Annotated in this window: 19 protein-coding genes and 1 riboswitch; of the genes, 11 read left to right on the forward strand and 8 right to left on the reverse strand. The window is 53.2% G+C overall.

Annotation, left to right across the window (positions count from 1 at the left end):
• Positions 1 to 89: 89 nt before the first annotated feature.
• Positions 90 to 1,406 carry a ferric reductase-like transmembrane domain-containing protein gene (locus N6G83_RS51390; protein WP_211136305.1) on the forward strand — a complete coding sequence of 439 codons (1,317 nt, stop codon included), beginning with the start codon at positions 90 to 92 and terminating at the stop codon, positions 1,404 to 1,406.
• A 100-nt stretch (positions 1,407 to 1,506) separates the two neighbouring features.
• Here N6G83_RS51390 and N6G83_RS51395 read toward each other — a convergent pair whose 3' ends face one another.
• Positions 1,507 to 2,385 carry a DMT family transporter gene (locus N6G83_RS51395; RefSeq protein WP_211136306.1) on the reverse strand — a complete coding sequence of 293 codons (879 nt, stop codon included), beginning with the start codon at positions 2,383 to 2,385 and terminating at the stop codon, positions 1,507 to 1,509.
• A gap of 95 nt (positions 2,386 to 2,480) precedes the next feature.
• Between N6G83_RS51395 and N6G83_RS51400 the strand changes: the two genes are divergently transcribed.
• From N6G83_RS51400 to N6G83_RS51430, 7 genes are all read left to right on the forward strand, one after another.
• Positions 2,481 to 3,818 (forward strand): PLP-dependent aminotransferase family protein, encoded by a 1,338-nt coding sequence (locus N6G83_RS51400; protein WP_211136307.1) that lies wholly within the window; start codon positions 2,481 to 2,483, stop codon positions 3,816 to 3,818.
• A 162-nt stretch (positions 3,819 to 3,980) separates the two neighbouring features.
• Positions 3,981 to 7,856 (forward strand): DUF4132 domain-containing protein, encoded by a 3,876-nt coding sequence (locus tag N6G83_RS51405; RefSeq protein ID WP_211136308.1) that lies wholly within the window; start codon positions 3,981 to 3,983, stop codon positions 7,854 to 7,856.
• 59 nt (positions 7,857 to 7,915) lie between these two features.
• Positions 7,916 to 9,019, forward strand: coding sequence for an ATP-binding protein (locus N6G83_RS51410; RefSeq protein WP_199063271.1), 1,104 nt, complete (start codon positions 7,916 to 7,918; stop codon positions 9,017 to 9,019).
• A 12-nt stretch (positions 9,020 to 9,031) separates the two neighbouring features.
• Positions 9,032 to 11,416 carry a DUF5682 family protein gene (locus tag N6G83_RS51415; RefSeq protein WP_211136309.1) on the forward strand — a complete coding sequence of 795 codons (2,385 nt, stop codon included), beginning with the start codon at positions 9,032 to 9,034 and terminating at the stop codon, positions 11,414 to 11,416.
• Complete coding sequence (locus N6G83_RS51420; protein WP_024530986.1) at positions 11,416 to 12,540, forward strand: VWA domain-containing protein; 1,125 nt, start codon at positions 11,416 to 11,418, stop codon at positions 12,538 to 12,540. The genes N6G83_RS51415 and N6G83_RS51420 overlap by 1 nt, the downstream gene beginning before the upstream one ends.
• Positions 12,537 to 14,591 (forward strand): SWIM zinc finger family protein, encoded by a 2,055-nt coding sequence (locus N6G83_RS51425; RefSeq protein ID WP_260524301.1) that lies wholly within the window; start codon positions 12,537 to 12,539, stop codon positions 14,589 to 14,591. The genes N6G83_RS51420 and N6G83_RS51425 overlap by 4 nt, the downstream gene beginning before the upstream one ends.
• Before the next feature lie 33 nt (positions 14,592 to 14,624).
• Positions 14,625 to 14,751, forward strand: a riboswitch (yybP-ykoY riboswitch).
• Positions 14,752 to 14,871: 120 nt separating this feature from the next.
• On the forward strand, positions 14,872 to 15,888 hold the full coding sequence (locus N6G83_RS51430) for a sodium:calcium antiporter (protein ID WP_199063267.1): 1,017 nt from the start codon (positions 14,872 to 14,874) through the stop codon (positions 15,886 to 15,888).
• Between the two features lie 96 nt (positions 15,889 to 15,984).
• Here the strand turns inward: N6G83_RS51430 and N6G83_RS51435 are convergent, their stop codons facing one another.
• Positions 15,985 to 16,521 carry a dihydrofolate reductase family protein gene (locus N6G83_RS51435; RefSeq protein WP_211136553.1) on the reverse strand — a complete coding sequence of 179 codons (537 nt, stop codon included), beginning with the start codon at positions 16,519 to 16,521 and terminating at the stop codon, positions 15,985 to 15,987.
• Between the two features lie 99 nt (positions 16,522 to 16,620).
• Positions 16,621 to 17,799 carry a hypothetical protein gene (locus N6G83_RS51440; protein ID WP_211136552.1) on the reverse strand — a complete coding sequence of 393 codons (1,179 nt, stop codon included), beginning with the start codon at positions 17,797 to 17,799 and terminating at the stop codon, positions 16,621 to 16,623.
• A gap of 401 nt (positions 17,800 to 18,200) precedes the next feature.
• On the opposite strand from N6G83_RS51440, the gene N6G83_RS51445 reads away from it, so the two are divergent.
• Entirely contained in the window at positions 18,201 to 18,713 is a 513-nt protein-coding gene (locus tag N6G83_RS51445) for a hypothetical protein (protein ID WP_065684938.1), read from the forward strand.
• Positions 18,714 to 18,808: 95 nt separating this feature from the next.
• Positions 18,809 to 19,699 (forward strand): hypothetical protein, encoded by an 891-nt coding sequence (locus N6G83_RS51450; RefSeq protein ID WP_409529742.1) that lies wholly within the window; start codon positions 18,809 to 18,811, stop codon positions 19,697 to 19,699.
• A gap of 108 nt (positions 19,700 to 19,807) precedes the next feature.
• On the opposite strand, the gene N6G83_RS51455 is transcribed toward N6G83_RS51450, so the two are convergent.
• The 3 genes from N6G83_RS51455 to N6G83_RS51465 all read right to left on the reverse strand — a co-directional run bounded on the left by N6G83_RS51455 (position 19,808) and on the right by N6G83_RS51465 (position 21,932).
• Positions 19,808 to 20,848 carry an NAD(P)/FAD-dependent oxidoreductase gene (locus N6G83_RS51455; protein ID WP_211136550.1) on the reverse strand — a complete coding sequence of 347 codons (1,041 nt, stop codon included), beginning with the start codon at positions 20,846 to 20,848 and terminating at the stop codon, positions 19,808 to 19,810.
• 65 nt (positions 20,849 to 20,913) lie between these two features.
• Positions 20,914 to 21,468, reverse strand: coding sequence for a GNAT family N-acetyltransferase (locus N6G83_RS51460; RefSeq protein ID WP_211136549.1), 555 nt, complete (start codon positions 21,466 to 21,468; stop codon positions 20,914 to 20,916).
• A 59-nt stretch (positions 21,469 to 21,527) separates the two neighbouring features.
• Positions 21,528 to 21,932 carry an NUDIX domain-containing protein gene (locus N6G83_RS51465; protein ID WP_211136548.1) on the reverse strand — a complete coding sequence of 135 codons (405 nt, stop codon included), beginning with the start codon at positions 21,930 to 21,932 and terminating at the stop codon, positions 21,528 to 21,530.
• Between the two features lie 133 nt (positions 21,933 to 22,065).
• Here N6G83_RS51465 and N6G83_RS51470 point away from each other — a divergent pair, with 133 nt between their 5' ends.
• Positions 22,066 to 22,449: a VOC family protein gene (locus tag N6G83_RS51470; protein ID WP_211136547.1), complete on the forward strand. Its 384-nt coding sequence runs from the start codon at positions 22,066 to 22,068 to the stop codon at positions 22,447 to 22,449.
• Between the two features lie 152 nt (positions 22,450 to 22,601).
• Here N6G83_RS51470 and N6G83_RS51475 read toward each other — a convergent pair whose 3' ends face one another.
• Both N6G83_RS51475 and N6G83_RS51480 read right to left on the reverse strand, forming a co-directional pair.
• Positions 22,602 to 23,552 carry a GlxA family transcriptional regulator gene (locus tag N6G83_RS51475; protein WP_211136546.1) on the reverse strand — a complete coding sequence of 317 codons (951 nt, stop codon included), beginning with the start codon at positions 23,550 to 23,552 and terminating at the stop codon, positions 22,602 to 22,604.
• Positions 23,553 to 23,578: 26 nt separating this feature from the next.
• Positions 23,579 to 24,355 (reverse strand): MBL fold metallo-hydrolase, encoded by a 777-nt coding sequence (locus N6G83_RS51480; protein WP_211136545.1) that lies wholly within the window; start codon positions 24,353 to 24,355, stop codon positions 23,579 to 23,581.
• Positions 24,356 to 24,600: the final 245 nt, after the last annotated feature.

Below are 24,600 nucleotides of genomic sequence, written 5' to 3' on the forward strand. Positions count from 1 at the left end.
GGTGCGAGGTGGTAACCTCTCGCCATAAGACAGCAAATAGCTGATGCTGAATTATACTGAGCTCAAGGCGTTCGGCACGGGGTATGGCCATGAACTACACAATGCGCAGTGCTGGCTGGCTGCTGATTTATCTGTTTTTCATTGTTGCTCCGCTGTTTGCTCTATTACTGGGGGCTATGCCGCCCGCGAGGGATTTCTGGACCGAGTTTTCAGTTGCCTTAGGTTATGCCGGGCTGGCAATGATGGGGTTGCAGTTCGGTCTGACCGCTCGTTTCCGCTATGTGACCGAACCATTGGGCGAAGATGTCATCTACCATTTTCACCGTCGTATCTCGCTAATCGCCGTGGGGCTGGTGATTGCCCACCCGATAATCTTGTTTGTCGTCCGCCCCGAACTGCTGGCATTACTCAACTTTATTGAAGCCCCTTGGCGCGCCCGTTTTGCCGCGCTCTCAACCTATTCGCTAATTGCGTTGGTGGTCACCGCGCTTTGGCGCGTGCAATTGAATATCCGTTACGAAACCTGGCATCTTACTCATATCATCCTGGCACTGATCGCGCTTGGGGCAGGGATCCTGCATATGATTGGCTGGAGTTTCTATCTGGATGATCCTTGGAAACGTGGGTTGTGGATTGCGCTGATCGCTTTTTGGCTCGCCTTGTTGCTGTATGTGCGGATCATCAAACCCCTGTTTATGCTACGCAAGCCTTATCGGATTGCGGCAGTGCGCCAGGAACGGGGAGACACCACCACGTTGCTGATGCAGCCGGAAGGGCATCCAGGCTTTCGCTTTTCCCCCGGTCAGTTTGGTTGGCTGACCGTCTGGGGTAGCCCATTCAGCCTTACGGGCCACCCGTTCTCATTCTCCTCCAGTGCCGAAGTTGCGGATGGACAGGTCGAGATGTCCATTCGTAATCTGGGTGATTTCACCAGCACTATTGCTACATTGCAGGTTGGGCAACGCGTCTATCTTGATGGCCCCTATGGCGCGTTCACGCTGGGTAAACAGGCCGATCTGCGCGTGCTGATTGCTGATGGTGTGGGCATTACGCCGATGATAAGCATGATCCGCACGCTGGCCGATCGTGGCGATCGCCAACCGTTGATGCTGATTTATGGCAGCAAAGACTGGGAGTCGGTCACCTTTCGTGAGGAACTGGCCGCCTTGGAACAAAGAGTGAACCTGAAAGTTGTCCATGTGTTGACACAGCCTCCAGAGGACTGGCCTGGTGAGCGGGGCTTTATCACTGCGGAACTGTTCAAACGCCATCTGCCACCCGGTTATGCCGAACATGAGTACTTTATTTGTGGTCCGAACGTCATGATGGACGTGATAGAGCAGACGCTGGCCGATTTGCACGTGCCGATGTCGCGCTACCATTGCGAGCGTTATAACTTTGCCTGAGGAGAGAGCCAATGCGCCGTCTTTTTGCCGATCGCCTGGCTATTGCCACCATCGTCGCTGTGATCCTGCTAGCCCTGCTGTTTGCTTATTTGCGGGTGAGTTAACCGGCGAATCGTCGCGATCCCGCCACACAGAGGATAATCCCCAACGTAGTGGCCAACATCAACAGGCTGACGGGTTCATGCAGCAAGCCTGCCGCCAGGGCCAGGCCAAAAAAGGGCTGCAGCAATTGCAGTTGGCCGACGCTGGCAATACCCCCCTGGGCCAGGCCCCGATACCAAAAGATAAAACCAATCAACATGCTGAACAGCGAAACATAGGCCAGGCTTATCCAGGCTGGCAGGCGGATAGCCTCCAGGGATGAAGGCATCAGCAGCAGTGAAGTCACCAGCATCACGGGTAACGCCAGCAGCAGCGCCCAACAGATCACCTGCCAGCCCCCTAACTCCCGCGACAGTTTTGCCCCTTCGGCGTAGCCGAACCCGCAAACCACCACCGCCGCCAGCATTAACGAATCCCCGACCAGCGAAGCGGAAACACCCTGAACAAACGCAAAACTCATCACCAACAGGCTGCCGATAATGGAAAACAGCCAGAAAGCCGGGCGAGGGCGCTCGCCACCCCGTAACACGCCAAATATCGCGGTAGCTAACGGCAGCAGGCCAAGAAAGACGATGGAATGGGCTGAGGTGACATGCTGAAGCGCCAACGCGGTCAACAGTGGGAAACCCACCACCACGCCCAACGCAACGATCACCAGAGAGAATAGCTGATCGCCTCGTGGCCGTTGTTGCTTAAACAGCCCTAACAGCAGGAGAGCGATCAAGCCAGCGATAGAAGCACGAGCGACGGTAAGAAATAGAGGATCAAAACTGAGCACGGCGACTCTGGTGGCGGGGAGTGAACCGCTGAAGATCACCATGCCCAGAAAGCCGTTGAGCCAGCCGCTGGTGCTATTTACCTCGTTCTTCACCTGCATGTGACACCCTTATTTTCGACGTTGGAAGATTGTGGATCGGCATGTTATGCCGCAAAATAATGACAATCAAAAAATTGTCATGGATACAAGTTGCTATGGCGCGTGCTCGTTACAAATCGCTGGTCGATAGCTTTGCCGCTGATATTCGCGCAGGGCGTCTTATACCAGGGACCCGTTTACCCACTCATCGCCAGCTTGCCGCCCAGGAACGTATGTCGTTGGTCACTGCCTCAAGGGTGTATGCGGAACTTGAAGCGATGGGGTTAGTCAGCGGGGAGGCAGGCCGGGGGACCTTTGTTCGGGAGATTTCGCTGCCGCCGGGCTTGGGCATCGATCAGCAGGCCGTCGCCACGGACATGCTCGATCTGAACTTCAATTACCCAACGCTGTCGTCACAAAGCGAACTGCTGAGGGCTGCTTTACGCCAGTTGGCTTCCTCCGGCGATCTGGACGCATTGCTACGCTATCAGCCCCATGCAGGCCGGCCACACGAGCGGGCGATCGTAGCCAGACATCTGAGCCACCGTGGCTTAAATCTGGCGGCAGAGAATATTTTACTGGTTAATGGCGCTCAACAAGGGTTAGCCGTCACCGTGATGGGGCTGTTGCAACCGGGCGACGTGGTCGCGGTTGATGCCCTGACCTACCCGGGTTTTAAAATCCTGGCCGAGAGCTACCATCTTGAGCTGGTCGCCATTCCCGCGTTAAGTGACGGCCCTGATTTGGCTGAACTTGAACGGCTATGCCAGCGCCGACAGGTGCGGGCCGTTTACTGCATGCCAACGCTGCATAATCCACTTGGCTGGGTGATGAGCGAGTCACAGAGGCATCGGTTGGTGGCGCTGGCGCGTGAGCATGGGCTGCTAATCATTGAGGATGCCGCCTACGCCTATCTGGCAGAGAAACCGCCATTGCCGTTAGCGAGTCTCGCCCCTGAATCCACGGTATATATCTCCGGTTTTTCCAAGAATGTTGCGACCGGGTTGCGTGTTGGCATAGTGGCCGCGCCGGAAAAATGGATCCCCGCATTGGAACGCGCCATCAGGGCAACCACTTGGAATACCCCAGCGATCATGACCGCGATCCTGTGTGAGTGGATCGAAGACGGCACCGTTATGCGGCTAGAAGACGAAAAACGCCAAGATGCCCGGTTACGTCAGTCAATCGCTCGTGAAGCACTGAGCGAGCTGAACTATATTGGCCACCCTGATTCGTATTTTTTGTGGTTACCCTTGCCAGAGGAGGTTAGGGCGGATCGCATCGCCGCAGCCCTGCTAAAAGAGCGTATTTCGCTCTCTACCGCAGAACCTTTTGCTACTTCGGTTCATATACCACATGCCCTGCGTTTGGCGTTGGGTTCGCTGCCGCTGCCCACCCTGCGTGAGGCATTAACAACGGTTAAGCGGGTCATACAGTTGCATTGTTATCTTTAAGAGGGACCTTGGGCGCAGCATGTGTGCACATCGCTTTGTCATCAATCTGACCGCATGGCGTTTTTCCCAAATTCCATGTGGTCCCTCTATTCATAGCCTAAATATCTGATAACTTAATCCCACGCGTTATTTTATGGATAATTGATCCCCAGGGAGACAGCGGTGCGTCATTTCGAATTCAAAGATGATAAATCAAACAAATTTTGGCAAATCGAGCAGTCGGACAGTGATTTAAACCTGCGCTGGGGCAAGATTGGTACGCAAGGGCAAAGCCAGACCAAGAGTTTTGATAACGAAGCCAAGGCCTCGGCTGCCATGACCAAGCTGGTGAAGGAAAAAACCGGCAAAGGCTACGTTGAAATTGCCGTTGATGAAAACGCCACCATTGGCACCACAGCGCCAAAACCGAAGGCCGAACCAGCAGAAAAGCCCCGCGCTGAGCCAATAAGCGATACCCCTGCAGAAAGTACGCCTCCGGTCTCTGCTGCCACCATACTCTCGCAATCCGTCGCTTCATCGGACATCGCCAAACCCGCCGGAGAAACGCCGCCGTGGTTAGCTAACGGTGAGCCGATTGCCTTACCGAAAGATTTAAGCGATCAAGCGTTGACCAACCGCGCCCATCCGGCTGAAAAGCCCGAGCTGAACGATAAGCAGAGTTGGATCAAGCTTCGCAACATTTTGTATAAAAACGACAGTATCCTGGCTGACTTTAACTCGACCTCTGCGGAATTACGTCAGACCTATGTTGCCAGTTGGCAACGGTTGGCCGATCAGCAGATGGATGGCTCCCTCGAGTCAGATGCGGTGTTGTTTGCCCTTGCGAGTAATGTCGGTGGTCACCGTTATAACGGCGAAGGAACGGCAGATATTACCGACTTTTTAGTGGCCAGAAAGGGATTACCGTATGCGATTGATGTGCTGTTACTGGCGCAGGGGATTTGCGTTGAAGCGAACTGGGATCGCGGTGCGCAAAAGCAAAGTTACTATCTCAATGAGGAGATCGAACAACCGCTAAGCAGTTCGTGGATGTGTCCCTATAGCTACGCTGAGCTGCGTTTCCGTCAGTTCCTGTCTTGTGCTGATGAAGCTGAATGGCAGATTTGCGTGGATAAATTGATCGCGGGCTTGCCGCAGTTGCATGTCAGCCGTCAGCCGTTAATTGCTCTGTTGTTGCCTGAGCGCCCGGATATCGCCAACCGATTAGCCAGTGAGTTGCTTCAACAGGGAGATAGTGACGTCACGCCATGGCTACAGTTGGTCGCCACCGACGAGGCTGTCCTGAAGTCGTTAGGTGCAATGAGCCGTTCTGTGTATCGTCACGCCGCATTCCTTAACTGTGAATTTAGTATCGCTACGCTGATTGCAGAGCGCGGCGTTAACGCGGTGCCAATCCTGGCCTACCAACCGGAAATAACCCTTACCGGTGATGCTCTGGCCTGTATTGGCACGCCAGCAGCAATTACCGCACTGGCGCTGGTTTCCGGCCAAGGTAAAGCGTTTCTGGCGCGGTTTATCGACGCCGCGCACCGTTGGCCGCTGGCATCGATCCCGGCGCTTGCCGAACTGTTGGCCTCTAACAACAAAGACAGCGGCATGCTGAGCGCTTGCCTAAGCAATCTGCTGCTGGCCAACCCTGAACAAGTGGCCAAGTTACTGCCGTGGATGAGCGGGGCCGCGCAAACTCAAGTGCAAGATTTGATTGCCCGTGTTTCTGGCCCGGTTGAATTAGCCGATGAAGCTGATTTACCCCTGGTGCTGGTCAGCCCACCTTGGCTTCAGAAAAAGAAAAAACGCGAAGCGGCAACCCTGGTACTTGAGCCTCAGGTGCTGGCACCGGTACTCGATTTAACCGATGAAGAGAAAAAACAGTGGTTAGCGCTGAATGGGTGGGAGGAAAAACGCTATCAGGCTGCCGCAAAAAATATGAACACGCTGGCTAATGAGCTGGGTTTTCAGATTTATCAATCAGGTAACAGAAAGAGCCAGAACGAAACGGCGGCCATTGCCATCAGAAACCGGGATACGCAGGGGCTGATTGACGCCTGGAAGGCTCAGCTTGCGCAGACCAGTTGGTCAAACTTTAGTCTGCGTTTTACCTCCCTGTTGCCCGATGAGATGGCGCTGGCCTTATGGAACAGTTTGTCTACTCACCAATGCAGTGGTGAGGGGTATATGGTGGCCAAGTTTGGCGAAGCGGCTCTACCTGGCCTGATCAACGCGGTGCGCTCTCGTCCAACAGAACTGACCACTATCTGGGGCCACGTGGGGGCCTGCGAATTGGCTCCGCTAATCGCCCGTGCCTACCTCAAGCTGAAAACGCTGCGTAGTGAAGCCCAGCAGTGGCTGTGCAAATATCCGCACCACAGCGCTATCGGCCTGATCCCTACGGCCTTAGGCAAAAAAGGGGAAGCCAAAGATTGCGCGACCTCGGCGTTACGGATGCTGGCAACGCAGGGGCACGAAGCGTTGATTATGCAAACCGTTGAAGCTTACGGCAATCCAGAGGTGATCGACGCACTGCGCGCTATGCTGGATGAAGATCCGCTCGATCGCTTCCCAAGTAAAATCAGCAAATCGCCGGACTTCTATCAACCCGCCGGTTGGCGTCGTCCTTTACTCAAGTCCAGTAACAAAGCCTTACCGGACAGTGCGCTGGAACACTTGGGTACGATGCTGCGCTTCCCGATCAGTGAGGGGCTGTATGAAGGGATCAATCAGGTTAAACAGGCCTGTGATCCAGACTCACTGGCGGACTTTGCCTGGGATATGTTCTCGGCATGGTTATTTGCTGCAGCGCCCTCCAAAGAGGGTTGGGCATTTACGTCTCTGGGTCTGTTTGGTACCGATGACACCGCACGCAAGCTCACGCCGTTTATTCGTGCCTGGCCGGGAGAGGCCCAGCACCAGCGGGCGGTTAACGGCCTGGAAGTGTTGAATCAGATCGGATCTGATGTGGCGCTGATGCTGCTGAACGGCATCGCGCAGAAGGTCAAATTTAAAGGCTTGCAGGACCGGGCGCGGGAAAAGATCGCGGCCATTGCCGAAGCCCGCGAGTTAACCATTGAGGAGTTGGAAGACCGTTTAGCGCCGGATTTAGGGCTGGATGAAAACGGCTCGCTGCGGCTGGATTTTGGCGATCGCCAGTTTACCGTCAGCTTCGATGAAACGCTGAAACCGTTCGTGCGCGATATGGATGGCACCCGCCTGAAAGATCTGCCTAAGCCGAAAAAGACCGACAATCAGGAACTGGCCAACGAAGCGGTGAACATCTTCAAGCTGCTGAAAAAAGATGCCCGCACCGTGGCCGCCCAGCAAGTTGTGCGCCTGGAAATTGCCATGTGCCAGCGCCGCCGCTGGACACCTGAGCTGTTCGAGCTGTTTTTGGTACGCCATCCGCTGGTACGCCACTTGGTGCAACGCCTGGCGTGGGGCGTCTATCTGGTGGACGATGCATCGACTCACGGCGGCAAATTGCTGGACTGTTTCCGCGTTGCCGAAGACGGCAGCCTGACCACCGCAGAAGATGACGAATACACCTTGCCACAGGGCGATAACGTGCGCATTGGTATTCCGCACGCGTTAGAGTTGCCTGAGCACCAGGCGGCAGGCTTCGGCCAACTGTTTGCCGATTATGAACTGTTGCAACCGTTCGTGCAGTTGGGCCGCGATACCTACAGCTTGACCGAACAAGAGCGGGCGAGCCGTGAGCTGCTGCGCTGGAAAGGGGCCGTAGTCCCTACTGGCCGTATTCTTGGGCTGGCGAACAAAGGCTGGCGCCGGGGCGATGCCCAGGATGGCGGCGCGATCATGGACTTCATCAAACCCATCGATCGCCAGTTGGGGTTTAGCCTGTCGTTTGAACCTTGCATTATCGTGGGCATGGTCGATGAATACCCTGAACAGACGCTGGAGACGGTGGTGATCGACGACGGCCAGTATTACTGGCAGCGAACCGAAGAACGCAAACCATTCACCCTTGTGGATGACATCGTCATCAGCGAACTGATCCGCGATATGGAAGCCCTGCGCGCCTAAGCTTGCCTTGATCCCGACGTATGTCGGGATCGTACCGCCTACCAAGAGAATCCATCCCTATGTCTGAACAACAACAAAAAATGCAGCGGCCACCAGCGGAAATTCAATATGCAGAACAACTTGCCCTGTTGGCAGAGTTGGATAATCAGCCGCGCCCACCGGGCTGGGCACTTAGCCTGAATGCCGCTCGGCGCTTTATTCTGGGTGACGAAAAGTTAGGCATTGAGCGTAAAATTGTCGCCGACGTGGCCTCGATTGAGCGGATGCTGGTCACGCTGGCAACTGGCCGAGGCTTGATGTTGGTTGGTGAGCCGGGCACGGCCAAATCCATGCTGTCTGAACTGCTGGCGACCGCCATCTCCGGCACCTCCAGCCTGACGATCCAGGGCGGGGCATCGATTACCGAAGATCAGATCAAGTATTCATGGAACTACGCCATGCTGATCAACGAAGGGCCTTCGCTGAAAGCGCTGGTTCCGGCACCGCTTTATCAGGGCATGCGCGACGGCAAAATCGTGCGTTTTGAAGAGATCACTCGTGCACCATTAGAAGTGCAGGACTGCCTGCTGGGTATGTTGTCCGATCGCGTGATGACCATCCCCGAGCTGAATGATGACCATAACCTGCTGTATGCTCAGGAAGGGTTCAACATTATCGGCACCGCCAACACCCGTGACCGCGGGGTGAACGAAATGAGTGCCGCACTGAAGCGTCGCTTTGATTTTGAAACCGTATTTCCGATCATGGATTTCCAACAGGAACTGGATTTGGTGGCTACGGCGTCAAACCGGCTGTTGGAAAAGAGCGCCATTCCTCACACCGTCCCCGTTGAGGTGCTGGAGTTACTGGTCACGACCTTCCGCGATCTGCGCGGCGGTGAGAAATCAGCGGGTAAAGGCGGCGACAGTGCCATGGATCGGTTAACTGCCGTGATGTCGACCGCCGAGGCGGTGAACGTGGCCCATGCGGTGGGGGTGCGGGCATGGTTTCTTGAACAGCGCAGCGGTGAGCCTGCCGATCTGGTGGAGTGTATCGCCGGGACGGTGGTCAAAGACAATGCGGACGATCGGGCGAAACTCAGGCGCTATTTTGAGCAGAAGGTCGCGAAAAAGCCCGGTAACCACTGGCGGGCCTATTACCAAGCCAGACACCGTTTGCCTTAAAGGCGCTGCGTAATGAATCAATCACCGGAAATCATCGGTATCCGCCACCACAGCCCGGCCTGTGCCCGGCTGGTAGCGGCGAGAATTAACACGCTAAAACCGCGCTACGTGCTGATAGAAGGGCCGATGGACTTCAACTCCCGGCTTGATGAGCTGTTTTTGCCCCATCAGCTGCCGCTGGCTATCTATAGCTATGGCGTGCCACAACAGCCTGGACAGGGCGTGCGCAGAGGTTCCTGGTCACCGTTTGCCGAGCATTCTCCTGAGTGGCAGGCGCTGCAGCAGGCACGAGCTATCAAGGCGGAAATACGCTTTATGGATCTGCCGGCCTGGCATGCTGCGTTTGCCGATATTGCCAACCGCTACGCCGATTTGGCCGATGCCGAACAGCAGCAACGGGCCGAGGATTTTGAACAAGCATTGAGCCTGGAACTGGGTATTCAGGGGCGCGATGCGCTTTGGGATCGGTTATTTGAAGATCGGTGCGATGTGCAGGAGCTGGAACAACGCCTAAGCCTCTATTTCGAACGGTTACGCGGAGAGGTTTCCGGCTCGCAAGGCAATCAGGCTCGTGAAGCCATGATGGCCCGCTGGATCCGCTGGGCTATGGATCAACAGAACGGGGCCGTGTTAGTGGTGTGTGGCGGCTATCACGCCCCCGCCTTGATGAAGCTGTGGCAAAACCTCCCCAGTGAAGATCATGAGCCTGAGCTGCCCGCTTTAAGCCAATGTTTTGACGATTGGCAAGGCGACGCGCAATACACCACCGGTTCTTATTTGGTGCCCTACAGCTATAAACGGCTGGATGCTTTCACTGGCTATGCTTCCGGTATGCCGTCACCGGCGTTCCAGCAGTGGGTGTGGGAATTTGGCCTGGAGCAGGCGGGGCTATACGCTTTCCAGCGCATACTTGAACGGCTGCGCAAGCTTAACCTACCGGCGTCTACCGCCGATATGGGCGCGGTGTATTTACGGGTTCAGGCACTTGCGCGGCTGCGGGGCCACCAGTTGCCGTTACGCAATGACTGGCTGGATGCCATGGCCGGTTCGCTGGTGAAAGAGGCGATGGATGTCCCGCTGCCGTGGACCTATCGCGGTCCTTTACGGCCAGGAACCGACCCCATTCTGGTGCAGATGATGGCGGTTTTAGCCGGGGAGTCGCACGGTAAACTGGCGGCCAATACGCCACGTCCGCCGTTGTTGATTTCGCTGGAACTCGAATTGGCGCGGTTGGCGATTACGATCCCCTCGGAGGTCAAACTCGACCTGCTTAAACCGGAAGATCGCCAGCGCAGCAGAGCCTTGCATCAGTTAGCCATATTGGCGATCCCTGGCATTCACTGCCTGAAGGGGGTTGGGCAAGCCATGTCAGGCGAAATGAGCGAACACTGGCAGCTTCGAGCACCGCTTGAGCAGGTTGCAGCGCTGATTGAAGCAGCCTCCTACGGCGCTACGCTGGCCGATGCCGCACTGGCCAAGCTGGAAGAGGCCCTGCTGGATCTGCACGGTAGCCAGGGGATGGTGGTAGCGCTGGTTAGATTACTGAATCAGGCGGCATTGGCCGGGCTCGCGGATTTCAGCAGCCGGGTAGTAGAACAGCTCACTGCGGCGGTCAGCCAGGAAGGGAACTTTGAAGACCTGGGGTTAGCGCTGGAAGCCGCCCACACGCTCTATCGCCACGGTGAAAGCGTAGGTATGCAAGGATCAGCGATCTTGTTGACGGTGATCCAGATAACTTTCGACCGCGCACTATGGCTATGTGAAAGCTATGGCAGCGTGAACCCCGTCGACAGCCATCGGCACATTGTGGCATTTCAGGCGATCCGTTTGGTGACGCGGGATCTGCTCGCGCTGCCTGATGCCGACCGCAATACGTTATTTCCCGCGCTGGAAGCCGATCGCGCGCTCACCGTTTGGCAAAGAAAAGCCGCGTCTACCGATGCCGATCCGCTTAGCCGTGGTGCGGCATTGGGCGCATTACTCAGCCTGAATGACACCCAGCCTGATACCGCATCGCCGATCGCACAGCCGTTAGCGCTGCTGGCCACCCTGGCAGCCAATAAAATGGGCGATGCGCTCAGCGGATTGATTGCGTTGGCGCGCCACCAGTTGACTCAGGATATAACCTTTGTTGAAGGTCTGAACCAGCTGGTTAGCGCACTGGATGATGAAGACTTCCTGCTGGCCTTGCCCGCGATGCGCGGTGCATTTGCCTGGCTGCCACCAAGGGAGCGCGGTGAGTTTGCCCGCCAGATACTGGAGCTCCATCAGGCGAGTCATCTACCGATTTCGTCGTTAAATCGCGAAATTACTGCCGCAACGCCGCAAGAGATTGCTGCTATGCAACAGGCCGAAAAGCGGGCACTGGAAATCCTTGGCCAATGGGGGCTGGCATAATGGCAAATCAATTAACTCCAGAATTACAGCGCTGGCGCTTGCTGTTAGGCGAAGCCGCCGAGGCCTCGTTGGGTGAATTAGACGATCACTATCGCTCAGTCGATAGCGCACTTGAATGGCTGTATGGACGGGATCCGGAGCGTTTGGCTCGCGGTGAGCGTGGAGCCAGCCTAGGTAAATCCAACCTGACTACGCCTGAATGGATTAATGAAATTCATCAGCTGTTCCCGAAAGAGGTGATTGAACGGTTGGAAGTGGACGCGGTTGAGCGCTACGGCATTGACGATGTGGTCACCAATCTTGACGTGCTGGAACGTATTGAACCCTCGGAAGCGTTACTGAAAGCGGTGTTACACACCAAACACTTGATGAACCCGCAGGTATTGGCCGCCGCACGCCGATTGGTGGCGGAAGTGGTTCGGCGGATCATGGAACGCCTGGCACGTGACGTGCGCCAATCCTTTTCCGGCAGCCGTGACCGCCGCCGCCCCTCGCAGGTCAAGGTGGCGCGCAACTTTGATTTTAAACGCACCGTTGCCGATAACCTGCACCGCTGGAGCCCACAGCACGGCAAGCTGTTTATCGAAACCCCAGCGTTTATGAGCCGGGTTAAACGCCATAGCGAACGTTGGGACATCATCCTGCTGGTAGACCAGAGTGGCTCGATGGTGGATTCGGTGATCCATGCCGCAGTGATGGCGGCCTGCCTATGGAATTTACCAGGCATGCAAACCCGGCTGGTCGCTTTTGATACCGCGGTGGTGGATTTGACCGCAGACGTCAGCGATCCGGTTGAACTGCTGATGAAAGTACAGCTAGGTGGCGGCACCGATATCGCCAAGGCGGTGGGCTATGCCCAGTCCTGCATCACCAATCCCCAGCGCACGATCGTGGTAGTGCTGAGTGATTTTTTCGAGGGCGGCAGCGAAAGCGAGCTGGTACGGCGGGTGCGTACCTGCATTCAGGCCGGAGCCAAAGTGTTGGGGCTGGCAGCGTTAGATCACCAGGCCAACCCACAATACGATCGTGACATGGCTAACCGGCTGGTCGCGGTCGGCGCACAAATTGGCGCCATGACGCCCGGCGAACTGGCGGCCTGGCTGGCAGAAAAGGTGCAAGGATGACTCAACGTTCCGATTTACTCGAACTCACGCCGGAAGCCCTAATGGCGTTAAGCAACGCGGGCTTCGTTAAGCGTGCACAGAAAGAGGTTGCCGAAGGAAAACTGCCTGAAGTGACAGAGCGTGATGACGGCTGTATTGATGCCAAGTTCGGCGACGGCAACCAAGTCACTTTTCCGCCAGGCAAAACCTTGCGGGATGCGGCTTGTAGCTGCCCGGCCAGCAGCATGTGCCGCCATCGGGTTACGCTGGTCCTGGCCTATCAGGCGTTACATGCCCCTGGGGTGCCCCCAGAAGCTGACGATGCTCAGCCGCAAGAACCTGCACCGGCTTGGTCCCCAGCCAAATTTAGTGAACAGCTTGGCGATGTCCCGGTCTCGGTTATTAGCCGGGCTAAAAAGCTGATCCAGAGCAGCGTAGTGGTGCAATTGAGCAAAGGCAGCGGGGCGCAAGCCACTCCGTCAGCGCGTTTACCGATGTGTGACGTGCGATTTTTCTCCCGCAGCAGCCTAGCTCATGCACGCTGTGACTGTATTCAGGAGACGATTTGCGAACATATTGTGATGGCGGTCTGGGGTTTTGAGCAGGCCGAACTCAGCCAGCCAGACTTTGAGCAGTTAACGCTGCAAATCAGTTTGCCTGACGGCGAACAGGCGAAGGCAAACGCCTTATTCGACCAATCAGAAGCAGTGTTATTACAAACGTCGTTGGATAAATTGCTGCTCAAGCTGTGGTCGGACGGCAGCAGCCAGCCTGAGACGGCCATCAAACCCCTGATGGCAGAAGTGAGTCGCCATGCCCAGCAGCTTCAGTGGCGCTGGATTAGCGAAAGCCTGGCGGATATTCAGCAAGGGATGGCCGATCAACATAATCGTTCAAGCCGCTATCATCCGGTCGAATTCTTGCAGCGCATCAGCGGGCTTTCCGCCCGGTTGGTCGCGGCCAGGTGCATGGACCAACAGGCGCAGCAGCAGACCTTACCACGCCTTCCGGCGGCTGAAATTCTTGGCCTGGGCGTCAAAGGTGAGATCCAGCTGGAACATCTGAAACTGGTTTCACTCGGTGCGCGTTATTGGGCAGACGAGCAGCAGGAAGGGGTGGATCTGATCTATACCGACCCGGACTCCCAAGCGCTGATGGTGATCGAACGCCAGTGGCCTAGAAATAGCGATCCACAAGGCGTGGCGACGCCGATAGGCAGCCGCAGGATTGCCGGCCACCCGGTAAAAAAACTGGCGGCCTGCCAGGTGATCACCAATGCCGCCAAACGCCGGGCAAACGGAGCGTTGGACATTGCCAGCGGTAAGCAATATACCAGCGTATTGCCGCTCTCTGCCCGTGCGTGGGAGCTGCTGGGGGAACCGCTCAGGCAGCCTGATGCGGCAGCGCTGAAGCGTCATCTCCAGCAGGCATTGCCGGATTTTGTACGCCCGAGACAGCCGATCGAACAGCTGCATATTTTACCGGTTAGCGAGGTGCTCGACTGGTGCTGGGACCCGGCCTTGCAGTGCTTGCAGCTTGAACTCTTAAGCGGAGAGGCGGGTAATGATAATTTGGTGACAGTGTCACTAAATTACGATAGTGCTGCCCCTCAGGCTATCGAGGTATTGGCCAGGGCAATGCTCACGCCAGCAACTCCGCCGCGGTTGATTTCAGGCAGGGTGAAGATCGCGTCAGGCAAACTGATTATCGAGCCGTTAGCCGTCGCCAGTGACACCCAGATTTTCTCGCTGTGTGCCGATGAGGCTGAGCCTTTCCCGATGGAGCGCCAGGCCGATCTGCAACAGCGCTCAGGCATGCAACAAGCGTTGGCAGACACCGAAACGTTACTGGCTCAGTGGTTACAGCAGGGGATCCGGCATCAAGGAGGGCGCGGGATTGAGCGGGTGGAAATGTTAGCCGAGGCGCTAAATGGCTATGGCCTGGTGCAGCTGTCTGCATGGTTAAACGAGTTACCCGAGCGTATTCGCTCCAATAACCACACGCAATTAGTCCAGCGGTTGATGACGATTTATCAAACGCTGCGCCTGGTGAAAGGCCGGCAGAGTAATTGACTTTGACAGCGCCATGACAGTTCGACTAAGCTTGCCCCACTCATTTGGGGAGTAGCCTTCCTTCATCATGAAGGAGGATGTGTCAACATACTCAGCAATTTGCTGTGGCACATCCGTCTATCAGATTGGCGAGACCATAGGGGTAATATTTCTTTTGGATTGGACGAGGAATATTACACCATGGTTTGCTACGTCCAGTCGGTATTTCCATTATGTCTCTTTTTGCTGCTTTACCCTCAACTAACCTCACCCAAAAGCCTGGCGAATTGAGGGCTAAAGGATGACGCTGTCATTTTTCCAACTCGCAATATCTTTAGTCGTCATATTGATTGCCTCCGAAATTTTCACCAATGCCCTGGAGCACCTTGGCGAAAGGTTGAAGATCTCTGAAGGGGTAACCGGTTCGCTTTTTGCCGCCATTGGCACCGCCTTACCTGAAACCATGGTGCCCATTTTGGCCCTGGTTGCCGGTACGTCAGCGGCTAATGTTAACGAAGAGATTGGCGTAGGGGCGATATTGGGCGCGCCGCTGATGCTGTCTACGCTGTCGATCTTTTTGATGGCGCTGGCCGTGGTAAGACGGCGGGGGGTTAACGGGTCAATCACCCCAGAGCCTACGGGGTTTATACGGGATACGCGTTTCTTCCTGATGGCTTTTGTGTTAGCCGCAATCGCCTTGTTCATTCCTGTGGAAATGAAAGTCGCCAGGATGGGTGTCAGCGTTTTGTTAGTCTTGCTCTATGTCACCTATATTGTAAAAACCTTACACGCTTCGAAAAAACTAGTGGCTGAAGGCAATGGAACTGCGGCAGATAACGTCATGTTCTTATCCCGAGTGGGGTTGCCCACCACGCTATTTACCATCATCCTGCAAACCTTAATGGGTTTGGGCGTATTGGTAGCAGGGGCTTTAGGTTTTATAGACGGTGTTGCCGCAGTATCGGAAAAGCTTGGCATCTCGGTGTTATTGCTGTCATTGATTATCATTCCTATAGCTACCGAATTGCCAGAGAAGGTGAACAGCATTCTGTGGATACGTAAAGGAAAGGATACCCTGGCATTAGGCAATATTACCGGCGCAATGGTTTTCCAAGGCACGATATTACCCGCCATCGGTATATTATTGACGCCATGGCAGCCCCGGCATGAAGTGTTGATCGGGGTATTTATTACGCTTTCATCGGCATTTTGGCTGTGGATCAATGCCAGAAACAAAAAGCTGAAAGTGTGGATGTTATTTATTAATGGGGCTTTTTATTTCGCTTATATTCTCGCCTCAATATTATTGAGCCGCTAACGGTATCAATAGCCTCACGGCGATAAATTATACTGACAAACGTAAACTGCAGGATGGCGCTCCACTATAACCATCCTGCATGGTGACTAAGCGTCACTATTTTCTTATAGATAACACGGTTTCTAGCGCACCACTTTGTAAAAATCTGTTCGTCACTGGTGTCACAACCACACTACGGTTGACGGGTAGGATCTTGATCCCTTCCCCCAGGAATACGGGAATGGTTGTGATATATAATTGGTCTAACTCCCCAGCATCGGCGAAAAATGCAGCGGACTTACCTCCTCCAACAACCCAAACATCCTTACCTTTTGCCGCCAGTTTTGCATGCCTGGCAATATCATTAGCATTCCCACTCACTTTACTTATGCCTGTGCCTTGCGGTATTGCCAGATCCTGACTTGTCAAAATGAACGCCGGAACATCTTTATAAGGCCAGTCGCCATGGGCATTTTCCATTATCCAGCTGTATGTTTTTCCTCCCATAATCACCGCGCCAATACTCTGGTAGAAGTCATCATAAGGTGTAGCATCATCGCCTAAGATAAAATTAGTCAGCCAGTCAAGCTCATGATCCTGGGTGGCAATGTAGCCATCCATAGATGCTGCAACATAATAAATTAACTTCGACATTCTATATCCTTAATTTGCTGATTGAGCCTGTCGGGAGCAGCAGGTTCGTTACTTTCGCTTCTTCAACTGCTGGGTAGCGAATTTCACCACTTTGTTCATCTAGGATGCAGGCAGGGCTGGATTCTGGGCAACCTCTTGCCTCAACGGCTCAAATGGGCACTGGTTGAATAAGCGGAGGATCGCTACCGGGGTCAAAGGGTTGAGTGCCAGTGAACGGTTAAACTGAAACAGGCTGTTGGCAGTGTCGTACAAATTGGTTTCAGAAGCCGGAAATTCAGAATAGCCAAAGGTGCGGAACGGCGGCGTTTTATCACGCACTTGAGGATAGTTATCTGCGAGTTGTTCAGCCCAACGAGAAAAAATTGGCCAATCTATGACGTTATCTTCCGCCAGTGCGGCCATACCGGCAAAGCTATCCTCAGTAAACACATAGGGATGCTGCGCCAGCTTTTGCCATACGAGTCGGGCGCCTGTGCTCGGATTTGGATTAAGGAAAAACTGCCGGTTATGAGCCAGCCTGCTCAGGATAAACAGATCCATCGATTGGCTAAGCTGGGTCAATATATGACTGGAAATGGCGCGTTCCGCCAGCTCACCGCTAACCCAGACATTGGCGTCGTCCAGTAGCTCCATCATCAACATTTCATCGTCATGATAGCGGGAAACCAGTCGACACCTTACCAAATGAGAAGGATCTTTGGTCAGTGACTGCAATAGGGCTTGAGAGGGATTAACCAGCCGGAAAATCATATTTTCACGCACGGTTTCATCCGGATGATAAATAGCAATATTTGCCCAGCACGCTGGCCATACCGGATTGGCTGCCAACTTATCAAGAATGGGGCCAACGGGATCCAGAAAATAGTCTGAGTAAACTTTGTCCGCAGCCCGGTCATGGTCTGCTCGTGAAGCCATTGGTCGGCTGGCAAGCCCCACAACCAGCGTTGGATAGTGGGAACTCAATGCCTCCCAAGCCAATGTTTCGCTGGCATATTGCCATGGCTGCCAACGCCAGACCAACTCTGGCCATATCATGCAGGGCACGATAAAAGGGTGTTTGCTTTGCTGCGCCACCTGAATTTTCATATCCAGCGACAATGCGGGTAGCACATCGAGCAGAACCTGAGTGGCGGTATCTTGCGCATTAGCGACGGCTTTTAAAAAACGATCCGGGAACGCTGCCCACCCGTGTTCAATCAGCAGGGCCGAAAAATCTGGCGCATTAAGGATCTTACTGACGGTGTTACTACGGGCTTGGCTTAAGTCTGAAATGTCCATGGATCGCTGCTTTTGATTATTCCATCTGTGGGGAAATACTATCCGATCGGGGATGTGGTGACTAGACGGGGGGCTGCATTATCCCTAACCCCAAAGCCGGAACGAGTTCGCTACCAGGGGCTGGGAGGCAAATTTCACCACGTTGTTCATCCTTGTCCGCCATAAAGAATGTACTACTGTTAATAGATGTTATCCGTGATGGAAGAAGCTTGGTATGGCAAAACCTTCGTTCCCCCGTTTGATGGCCGCGTGCCTGCTGGTCATTGCAGCCCCTTTGTCTGCTGTAGCGCTATTTGCGCAAAGCGTTACTGAGAGAAAAGCGTACAGAGTTACTACGCCGTATCTCTCAGGGGGAGTGGGCTCTCAAAAAATCACCACGCATATTAAAAGAGGTCATTTAAATGCTTAATAAGTCAGTGGCTATTGTATGTTTGTTAACAGTGGTGCCCGCATGTGTCGCAGGTGAAATAAATTTATACTCAATTAACACCGGCTCCTTTGTGTATCATACGATAAACAATGAGGGACAATACACGGAGAACTTTGATAACAAATTTTTCTCCGTAGAACGAAAGTTTTCTGAGGATTCAAAATATAGTATTTTAGTTGGCACAATGAAAAACAGCTTCAATGACCGCTGTATCGCACTGGGTCTGAGAAGAGACTGGATGTCTAATGACTCTGGATGGGTTTTTAAGGGGGTTTATGGGTATGTTGGTGAGTTCTTCTTTGATGCCTTCAGTCAATGTGGTAATGATGGTTCATATAAAAAGTTCAAGGATACTACCGGTGTGGGTTTCTCTCCCTATATCTATCATGCAGTTCAATACAATTTTACCAGCTACTTTGGGGTGGAAAGTGGTATTATTCTCCCCTCGATATTTGTCGTTAGTGCACAATGGAGTTTCAGATAGTCGCACCATCAGAAAGGGGTAACTTCGTGACCATACGTATCAGGCTCACTGTCGCAATAACATTGCTTACTGTGACACTGCCCGTATTAGCTAAAATGCCAGAAAACTTTGTCTATACCAGCTCTGGCGATCTCGAAGCGGCATCAGCCATTATGGTGCGTAGCGATATTGGCGGTGCGCAGATCGTTTACAATTGGCGCTCACTCGAACCAGAGAAGGGCAAATACAACTTTTCGCAGATTGAGCAGGATCTGACTCGTCTCAAAGCAAACAAGAAAAAACTTTTCATCCAGATCCAGGATCGGTTTTTCGAACAGAATGCCCGATACGTTCCGGACTATCTGATGAATGATGCCAGGTACGGTGGTGGGATATCGCCGCAATTTGACAATCCTGGCGAAGGAAAGCCGATTGGCTCGGGTTGGGTGGCACAGCAGTGGGATCCTGCTGTGCGTCAACGTTATCAGGCTCTGTTGGCAGCGCTTGCAGAGCGCTTCGATGGCCGAGTCTATGGTGTGAACCTACCTGAAACAGCCATTGATCTTGACGAGAAAAAGCTACCCAAGGGATTTTCCTGCGATAACTATTTCGCAGGCGAAATGGAAAATCTCGCCTTTGCGCGCAAGGTGTTCACCAAATCACATGTGGTGCAATATGTAAATTTCTGGCCGTGCGAGTGGAACAACGACCACAATTACATGGGGCGACTGTTTGAGTTCGCAAGTGCCAATAATATTGGGCTCGGCGGCCCAGATATTGTTCCCAACCGCAAGGCGCAAATGAAGAACTCCTATCCGTTCTTCAACAAATACAAAAGTAAGCTGGCACTGGTTGCCATGGCTGTGCAGGAGCCGACCTTGACCTACAGGAACCCCAATACGGGTAAGCTATTTAGCAAGGACGAATTTGTACAATTCGCAGAAGACTATCTCAGTGCAGATATCATTTTCTGGAGCACGACGTCTCCCTGGTTGGCGAAGAAATAGGCATCAGTCGCCTAAGAAAAGAAAGCTTCACGGGGTAATCATGGAGGCAGGTCTCGGCCCGTTATATTTTCCCCTAGAGGCTGAACACTCTGGCGGGGCACCAGATGATCAAGACCTTAAACGGGTAGGTCGATAGCTTTCGGGAATTTCCAGGTTTTTGCCGATGGTCAGTTCTTCGCTCACCATCCTTCCAACAGTTGCCGCACAGGTTACGCCAGGGTGCATGACCGCCACGTAAATACCCGTTATATCATCAATAAACCCCATGACAGGATGTCCATCCTGCGGTACAGGTCGTTGTCCTACCGACTGCCTGAGAAGATAGGCCGATGCCGTTTCTTGTAGCCTGTTTTTTATCGCCGTGAGGGTTTCATACGCCACTGCTTCAGTATCACCCGTAACCGGATAATCCTCGGCAGCCAGGAGATCCCCGTTAAATGCATGGCGAACTTCAATGTCATCGCCAGATATTAGGGTATTAACAATGTGTTTTGTCACGCGGTAACGTAGGAGAATGGCTGGTGAAGCCACGATCGGGAGCGTAATCCCTATCATGCTCAGCAACGAAGTTATACCCGTCCCGCAGGCCAGAATCACAAAATCCGCGTTTAATATGCCTTCCGCTGTCTCGATGCCAGTTATTCTATTTCCCTCTTGTATGAACCCGGTGACGAGCGTCTGTGTTTTCAACTCCGCACCAAGACGGCAGGCCTTATCCAGCAAGGCTCGGGTGGCCTCTGTCGGATCTATTGCGCCATCCTGAACGGCATAATGCGCCCGTGAAGGTGGGGCATTCATCGCTGGCTCAAGCCGGGATATATCAGACTGCTGAAGTATTTTCGACTCATCTTGTTCGCAAGGCGAATCGGCCCCGTAACTTAACGCGCCAACCCAACGTATACAAAGCTCCGGAATTTCTTTTTCTAACCTGTGCCAGTCTTCCGCCGACGCTCGGCGGAGAAGTGCATCAGGGGCATCGTCACTCACAGTGGTGTGGATCCAGCCAAAAGCGCTGCCGGTGGCACCAGAAGCTGGATGCGCTTGGTCGATAACGGTCACTTTTATTCCACGGCTGGCCAAATGATAAGCTATAGAGGCCCCTATAATTCCCGCCCCCACAATAATCATACTTTTTGTAGTGGAACACATACCGTTTCCTCGCATAAAAGGGCCTACTCCTAGACATTAGCAAATCCGCCGTATCCCCCTCGGCATCAGTTTTGTGGCCATTCCTGCTTCAGCAACGCATAAATCAGCTCATCGCCCCATTGGCCATCAAAGCGGTCATTCTGTCGCAAATGTGCCTCTTTACGCATGCCCAAGCGTTCGACCACGCCGATAGAGCCGCGATTCGCTGCATCAAGTCGAGCAAAAATGCGGTGGAAATCCACTTCGGTGAAGCCGCGTTCCAGTACCGAACGTACCGCTTCTGCCGCATAGCCTTTACCGGCATAAACCGGGTTGAAGATATAACCGATTTCACCTTGTAGCGCCGCGCTGCTGGCCAGCTTCAGTAACACTTCACCAATGAGTTCGCCGCTCTCTTTCAATGTGACGGCACAATAAAAAGTGTCACCATCCTCACTGAAACGTGAGGCTACGGCCTTTGCCAACCGAGTTTCCATTTGCGCCAGCTCTGGCGGTGGAGCATATAAGTAGCGGTAGACTTCAGGCAGGCGATGGTAAGCCGCATAGGCGTGGAGATCGTCAGGTGTAAAACGGCGTAGCAGCAGGCGCTCGGTGGAGAATGGCAGGGTAATCGAATGCAAGAAATTATCCTTTTCTAATGTGTTGTTATGGTGAAGGGGCTGTTATTACCAATGACCCGTTAACGTTCCAGCATAGAAAGAATATGATTTTTGGTTAGCGGGGCCAGTTGCAACGGCTGGTTGCCAGAAGGTTCAAACCATATCACTTCTTCGATTTCTGCAGCGGGGAGAAAGTGGGTCTCTTCAGTGCTGACTCTAAACATGTCAGCAATCAGCATATATCCAGGCTCATTGGCTGCAAGATCCGTAAAGCGCCCTAGAGGGACCATCTCATCAGGGGGGAAGGAGGCATTCAGTTCCTCTTGTAGTTCACGTGCAAGTGCCACCTCTGGCCGCTCACCAGATTCGATTTTTCCACCCGGCTGCATAAACCACTCCGTGTTGCGTTTTCTGACCAGAAGGACCCGGCCAGCCAGATCGGTTATGACGGCCGCAGCTATATGAATTTGCTTACTCTCTGACATTCTGAACACCGTTGTGTGGTAGAAGATCTACCCTGCATGAAAGCAACAAATGTACCAGAGTGGAGAGGGTGATTCCTAGCCTAGTCAGGCATGTGCTACGCTCTAGCTCAACAAAATCTAGAAGTGGAACTACATGATGACTAAACCTACAGCCAGCTTTCAGTCCAGTTCGTTTGTGATTGCAGTCCGCGATCTCAAAAAAAGCTCTGCTTATTTTTGCGATGTCCTGGGATTTGACTTGGCATGGCCTGAGGGCATGGGCTGGCAACTCGCCACTAGGGGATGCGTGCGTATCATGTTAGGCCATTCACCGGATGCAATGCCACCCTCTGACACCGGCGATCACAACTATTTTGCTTATCTGTATGTCGATGATGCTAAGACACTTTATGAAGAGTTTGTAAGCAAGGGGGCGATCATAATGGCTCCACCCGTTGATAAACCGCATGGTATGCGTGAATTTACCGTAGGAACACCCGATGGCCACAGAATGGTTGTTGGCCAGGCTCTCGATTAGTGTGTATTTACCCGCTGTGAATCCTAGGAAGAAACGGGCGTTTTATACTTAATCTGACACTTTCTGCTTTGGGTTGTATAAGATCTGACCGTCCGCTCAGTGCCAGAAGCGGACGTTCATAGTACTGGGTCATCTGTCTTCAGTTTAATGAGTTATGTATTACGGAATGTTTTCCGCCACTCCCTGGGGCTGACACCGAATTTTTCCCGAAACTGCAGCCTAAAAGTTGGGGCGGACTGAAACCCCGCTTGTTCAGCTACCTGTTCTACAGGAAGATCCATGTTCTCCAATAGTTCCTGACTCCGGTGCAGCCGTGCAGCCGTGATCCACTCAACGACGGACATATCGGTCGCTTTCGTGAAACGTCGCGTCAGTGTCCTACGACTCATTGAGGCGTATTCAGCCAGAGAATTAATATCGTGCGGCTCCTGAAGGTTTAGTAGCAGGTAATCAAGAACCATATTAATTCGACAGTCGGCAGTTTTTTGAATGACGGGATGATCAATATACTGCGCCTGACCACCTTCACGGTGGGGAGGTGTGACCATCCTGCGGGCAATGTGATTCGCCGTCAGGCTGCCAAAATGTTGACGAATGATATACAGGCAGCAATCCATCGCCGCAGCCGTTCCTGCCGATGTAGTCAGTCCATCATCATCTACATAGAGTTCGTTAAGATTCAAATGAACGGACGGAAACAACTTCCGAAAATCTTCCTCATACTCCCAGTGTGTTGCCGCCATATGCCCGTCCAGCAAACCTGCATAAGCCAGCACGAAAGTGCCTAAGCATAGCCCTACTATCTGAGCTCCCGCTTCACGCGCTTTTACCAGAGCGTTAAGCACAGGCTCGGATGGCCGCTTCCGCACATCTCCCCAGAACGGCACAATGACAGTATCAACCTGGGTCAGAACATCCAGACCATGATCAGCCTGTATTGCCGTTCCTTCGTCAGACCAGATAAGACCCGGTTTTTCAGCGCATATCAGCCGGGTAAAGAGCCGTTGGTCTGTGGCGGTATCGCCAAAAAGGATCAGCGGAACTGATACGTGATAAGTGCTGAAGCCCTCAGTAACAAGTATAGCAACTGAAATCACAGACACCGTAACTCCCGGGTTGTCGGTTGTAATCAGAACGAAACAGATTCGCCGTCTGCGGGCGCTGAAACGTAATCCTGAACATGGTTAATCTGCGCATACTCCAGGATATCCAGTCGTGTGACCAGACAGTGGTTAACAGCTTCCATGTGGGTAGCAACAATTTGGGCTTCTGGCAATACAAGATGCGCCCTCACAATATCTTCCTTACCAAATATGATTGCGCCATAGCCTAGAACATGTGCCCAGCCAGTGTTCATAATCAACACATCCGGCATATATTTGCGCATGTTTTCTTCCACGGGTTTGATCCAGATTGTATCACCAACAAGGTATAAGGTTTTTTCCGATGGGTGGCGGAATACAACACCACTGGCATCACCAAGCATTTCTGCCAACTGTCGGTTGGCATAGGCTTCATCTGAACCGTGCTGGCATGCTGTCTTAATCAGTTCAATATCTTCAAGACTGCTGGTTTCGGTGAGAACAACCAGATTAGTGAAGCCCTGAGTACGCAGCAGCGCTTCATCATTCTCATTCTGGACGTAAATCAGCTTATCTTTTGGCACAATATCCACAGCGGCCTGATCCCAATGATCCGGGTGGGTATGGGTGACAATAATAGCATCCACAGCAAGCAGTGTGCTGATATCCAGAGGCAATTCCACCATAGGGTTACGAATTTCTGAGCGAACAGTTCCCTCAAAACCGGACCAGATATTTTTGTCAGAAAGCATAGGATCGATAAGGAACTTCTTACCCGCATATTCGAGAATCTGAGTGGCATTACGGACCTGAGTAATTTTCATTATATGTTCTCCAAACTTTGTTTAAACCAGCAGGAGTCATGTCAACCATGACCCGATAACCTATTATAGTGATTATCGGGCAATTCGACTGCTTCATAAGAGCCAAGTTTCGCGCATATCGGGTCAAGCTTCCGTAAAATTATGCAAATATGCGTAGCAGTCTAAGCACCACTTTTACGTCCGCTTTTCGCTCATAGCTGCCCGTCAACGCCTGTCGGTTTAAAAAACAGGTTTAGCGTGGGATG

It is taken from the genome of Serratia sp. PL7 (assembly GCF_945957435.1).

What these genes read in the sequence shown, in the direction of transcription:
- N6G83_RS51470 (WP_211136547.1), top strand. Translation starts at nt 22,066, where the DNA reads ATGATGACTAAACCTACAGCCAGCTTTCAGTCCAGTTCGTTTGTGATT.
- N6G83_RS51395 (WP_211136306.1), bottom strand. Translation starts at nt 2,385, where the DNA reads ATGCAGGTGAAGAACGAGGTAAATAGCACCAGCGGCTGGCTCAACGGC.
- N6G83_RS51465 (WP_211136548.1), bottom strand. Translation starts at nt 21,932, where the DNA reads ATGTCAGAGAGTAAGCAAATTCATATAGCTGCGGCCGTCATAACCGAT.
- N6G83_RS51415 (WP_211136309.1), top strand. Translation starts at nt 9,032, where the DNA reads ATGAATCAATCACCGGAAATCATCGGTATCCGCCACCACAGCCCGGCC.
- N6G83_RS51455 (WP_211136550.1), bottom strand. Translation starts at nt 20,848, where the DNA reads ATGTGTTCCACTACAAAAAGTATGATTATTGTGGGGGCGGGAATTATA.
- N6G83_RS51435 (WP_211136553.1), bottom strand. Translation starts at nt 16,521, where the DNA reads ATGTCGAAGTTAATTTATTATGTTGCAGCATCTATGGATGGCTACATT.
- N6G83_RS51430 (WP_199063267.1), top strand. Translation starts at nt 14,872, where the DNA reads ATGACGCTGTCATTTTTCCAACTCGCAATATCTTTAGTCGTCATATTG.
- N6G83_RS51420 (WP_024530986.1), top strand. Translation starts at nt 11,416, where the DNA reads ATGGCAAATCAATTAACTCCAGAATTACAGCGCTGGCGCTTGCTGTTA.
- N6G83_RS51400 (WP_211136307.1), top strand. Translation starts at nt 2,481, where the DNA reads ATGGCGCGTGCTCGTTACAAATCGCTGGTCGATAGCTTTGCCGCTGAT.
- N6G83_RS51425 (WP_260524301.1), top strand. Translation starts at nt 12,537, where the DNA reads ATGACTCAACGTTCCGATTTACTCGAACTCACGCCGGAAGCCCTAATG.
- N6G83_RS51440 (WP_211136552.1), bottom strand. Translation starts at nt 17,799, where the DNA reads ATGGACATTTCAGACTTAAGCCAAGCCCGTAGTAACACCGTCAGTAAG.
- N6G83_RS51390 (WP_211136305.1), top strand. Translation starts at nt 90, where the DNA reads ATGAACTACACAATGCGCAGTGCTGGCTGGCTGCTGATTTATCTGTTT.
- N6G83_RS51450 (WP_409529742.1), top strand. Translation starts at nt 18,809, where the DNA reads ATGCCAGAAAACTTTGTCTATACCAGCTCTGGCGATCTCGAAGCGGCA.
- N6G83_RS51445 (WP_065684938.1), top strand. Translation starts at nt 18,201, where the DNA reads ATGCTTAATAAGTCAGTGGCTATTGTATGTTTGTTAACAGTGGTGCCC.
- N6G83_RS51480 (WP_211136545.1), bottom strand. Translation starts at nt 24,355, where the DNA reads ATGAAAATTACTCAGGTCCGTAATGCCACTCAGATTCTCGAATATGCG.
- N6G83_RS51410 (WP_199063271.1), top strand. Translation starts at nt 7,916, where the DNA reads ATGTCTGAACAACAACAAAAAATGCAGCGGCCACCAGCGGAAATTCAA.